Source organism: Streptomyces sp. UNOC14_S4 (genome assembly GCF_020740835.1).
Taxonomy (GTDB): Bacteria; Actinomycetota; Actinomycetes; order Streptomycetales; family Streptomycetaceae; genus Streptomyces.
The window spans coordinates 1-3342 of the sequence record NZ_JAINFC010000670.1; the positions used below are offsets into that span (position 1 = coordinate 1).

Below are 3342 nucleotides of genomic sequence, written 5' to 3' on the forward strand. Positions count from 1 at the left end.
GTTTCGGTGGTCATAGCGTTAGGGAAACGCCCGGTTACATTCCGAACCCGGAAGCTAAGCCTTTCAGCGCCGATGGTACTGCATGGGGGACCGTGTGGGAGAGTAGGACGCCGCCGAACAAATTTTAAAAAGCCGTGGGCCCGTGATCACAGATCACGGGCCCACGGCTTTTTTGCGTTTAAAGTGGCCGCCATGCGCTATGACCTCGTGATCTTCGACAACGACGGCATCCTCGTCGACAGTGAACCCCTCGCGAACCATGTCCTCGCCGCTTATCTCACCGAGCTGGGCCACCCCACCACCTATGAGGACTCCCTCCGTGACTACATGGGGGCCGCGGTCCACCGCGTCCACGACGTCATCCTCGAACGGACCGGACGCTCCCTGCCGCCCGACTTCGACGAGACCCTGCACGCTCGCACCTTCGCCGCCTTCGACCGGGAGCTCGAACCGATAGAGGGCGTCACCGAGGTGCTGGAGTGGCTGGTCACCGGAGGCATCCCGTACTGCGTGGCCTCCTCCGGGTCGCACGAGCGTATTCGCGTGGGACACCGGCGCACCGGCCTCGACAAGTGGTTCGAGGACGACTGGATCTTCAGCTCCGAGGATGTCGGCAAGGGAAAGCCGGCGCCCGACCTCTTCCTGCACGCCGCCCGCTCCATGGGGGTCGCACCCGGCCGCTGCGTCGTGATCGAGGACAGCCCGCGCGGGCTGCAGGCCGCCGTCGCCGCGAAAATGGACTGCTACACCCTGACCACCCTCACCCCGCGCGACCGGCTCACCGGCTCCACCGGCCACTTCGCGGAGATGAAGGAACTCCCAGGACTCCTCGCCTGAGCTCTGAGCCGCCTGAGCCGTACGCTCAACTCCCTTTGTCGCGGCGCTATTCAGGCTCGGGGCCGCACCGTACCCTCATCGGCCATGACGGATGCGCCCCCGCGGCTGAGACCCGGCCGGCCGGCCCTGGCAGCGAGCTTCTTCCTCCAGGGCGCGGTCTTCGCCCTCCTCGTGACCCGAATACCCGCGGTCCAGGGTCGCTACGGGATATCCGACGGCCTTCTCCCCGCCTTTCTCGCCGCCGTGCCGGTCCTCGCCGGAATCGGCACCCTCGCCACCGAGCGCCTGGTCGTCGCCGTACGGCCCGGGACCGTACTCCGCTGCGTCCAGCCACTCGTCTGCCTCGCGCTCCTCGCCGTGGGATGCGGGCACCACCTTTGGCAAGCGGCCCTTTTCCTGGGCCTGTTCGGGATTCTCGTCGGTGGGCTCGACGCCTCGATGAACATGCTCGGCGTGAGTCTTCAGCACGCGTACGGCCGCAGCATCATGCTCGGTTTCCACGCCGCGTACAGCCTCGGCGGCATCGCCGGGGCCTCGCTCGCCTGGGTCGGCGCGCATACCGGGATCTCCCTCGCCGCGCTCTACGGGCCCGTCGTCGCCGTGGCCGCACCGGCGGCCCTCGTCGTCGGCCACTGGTACGTCGACCGGGACCGGAACGGCAGCCCCTCGGGCGGGCGGGCGCCGGACGGCGGCAGTGGGCGCAGCATGCGGTTCCTGCTGCCGCTGTGCCTGGTGATGACGTTCGCGTACATAGGGGACTCGACCGTCTCCAACTGGAGCGCCACCTACCTCCAGGACGTGCTGCACAGCTCCGACCAGCTGTCCACCGTCCCGTACAACGCCTACATGGCAACCACGCTGCTGGGGCGGGCGCTTGGCGACCTGGCCGTGCGGCGCTTCGGCGCGGTGCGGGTGGTGCGGGCGGGGACGGTGCTCGCGGTGTGCGGCTTCGGGGTCGTGGCGGTGGCGCCCGGCGCGTGGGCCGGACTCGCCGGGTTCACGGTGCTCGGGCTGGGGCTGAGCGTGCTCGTCCCGCAGACCTTCGCCGCGGCCGGGCGGAGCGCGCAGGAGCGCTACGGGAGCGGCGCTTCCGACGCGGCCGTCGCCCGGCTGAACATCTTCAACTATGTGGGCTTTCTGGTGGGTTCGCCCCTCGTAGGTGGGTTGGGGGCGGCATGGGGCTATCGGTGGGCCATGGTCGTGCCCATGATTCTGCTCTCGGCGGCTTTCCGGTACGCCCCCGCCTTCGGTGTCGCGGGCGCCCGCTACGGTGGCGGGCATGAGCGGCCAAGCACAGCTGATGTGGGACGAGGGGGTGACGGGCTATGACTTCGGCCCGGAGCACCCGATGCATCCGGTACGCCTCGCGCTGACCATGCGCCTGGTCGAGGCGTACGGGCTGGACCGCGCGCTCAAGGTGGTCGCGGCGCCGCCCGCGGGCGAGTCGACGCTGCGGCTCGTGCATCGCGAGGACTACATCGCGGCCGTGCGCGCGGCCTCGGCGGACCCGGGTTCCGCCGACGGCTCGTACGGGCTGGGGACGCCCGACGACCCGGCCTTCGCGGGCATGCACGAGGCGTCCGCGCTCATCGCGGGGCAGTCGGTGGCCGCGGCCGAGGCGGTGTGGCGCGGGGAGGCGCTGCACGCGGTGAACTTCGCGGGCGGGCTGCACCACGCGATGCCGGGGTCCGCGGCGGGCTTCTGCGTCTACAACGACGCGGCCCTCGCGGTCGCCCGGCTGCTGGAGCTCGGTGCCGAGCGGGTCGTGTACGTGGACGTCGACGTGCACCATGGGGACGGCGTGCAGGCGGCGTTCTGGGAGGATCCGCGCGTCCTCACGATCTCCCTGCACGAGCACCCGCAGACGCTCTTCCCGTTCACCACCGGCCGGCCCGGCGAGACGGGCGCGCCGGGCGCGGAGGGCGGCGCGGCGAACGTGGCGCTGCCCGCCGGGACCGGGGACGCGGGCTGGCTGCGGGCCTTCCACGCGGTCGTGCCCGAGCTCGTCGCGGCCTTCCGGCCGCAGGTGCTGGTGACCCAGCACGGTGCCGACACGCACTTCGAGGACCCGCTGGCCCATCTGGCGGTCTCGCTCGACGCGCAGCGGGCGGTGACCGAGGCGTGTCACGAGCTCGCCCACGAGCACGCGGACGGACGCTGGGTGGCGCTCGGGGGCGGCGGGTACGCGGTGGTCGACGTGGTGCCGCGGAGCTGGACGCATCTGGTGGGGATCGCGGCGGGGAGGCCGGTGGAGCCGGCTTCCGCGCTGCCGGAGGAGTGGCGGGCGGAAGTGTTCCGTCTCACGCGGGAGTTGGGGCCGTTCCGGATGACGGACGGGAACGTGCCGGTGTGGCGGGACTTCGACGCGGGGTACGACCCGGCGGATCGCCTGGACCAGGCGATCCTGGCGACGCGGCGGGCTGTCTTCCCGCTGCACGGCTTGCTGCCTTAACCGGGCTTCTGCCCGGACCCGTTTCGGTGCGGTCCGTGGGCCCGTTTGTGCCC

3 protein-coding genes and 1 rRNA gene are annotated in these 3342 nt (G+C 71.2%); all 4 read left to right on the forward strand.

The window, feature by feature from the left end:
- The first annotated feature begins 2 nt into the window (after positions 1–2).
- The 4 genes from rrf (at position 3) to K6I34_RS34050 (ending at position 3289) form a co-directional block, all read left to right on the forward strand.
- A 5S ribosomal RNA gene (gene rrf / locus K6I34_RS34035) occupies positions 3–119 on the forward strand.
- A 73-nt stretch (positions 120–192) separates the two neighbouring features.
- Positions 193–837 (forward strand): HAD family phosphatase, encoded by a 645-nt coding sequence (locus tag K6I34_RS34040; RefSeq protein WP_229331903.1) that lies wholly within the window; start codon positions 193–195, stop codon positions 835–837.
- A gap of 84 nt (positions 838–921) precedes the next feature.
- Positions 922–2166 carry an MFS transporter gene (locus K6I34_RS34045; RefSeq protein ID WP_229331904.1) on the forward strand — a complete coding sequence of 415 codons (1245 nt, stop codon included), beginning with the start codon at positions 922–924 and terminating at the stop codon, positions 2164–2166.
- Positions 2117–3289, forward strand: a complete 1173-nt coding sequence (locus K6I34_RS34050; RefSeq protein ID WP_229331905.1) for an acetoin utilization protein AcuC — start codon at positions 2117–2119, stop codon at positions 3287–3289. The genes K6I34_RS34045 and K6I34_RS34050 overlap by 50 nt, the downstream gene beginning before the upstream one ends.
- The last annotated feature ends 53 nt before the right edge of the window (positions 3290–3342 follow it).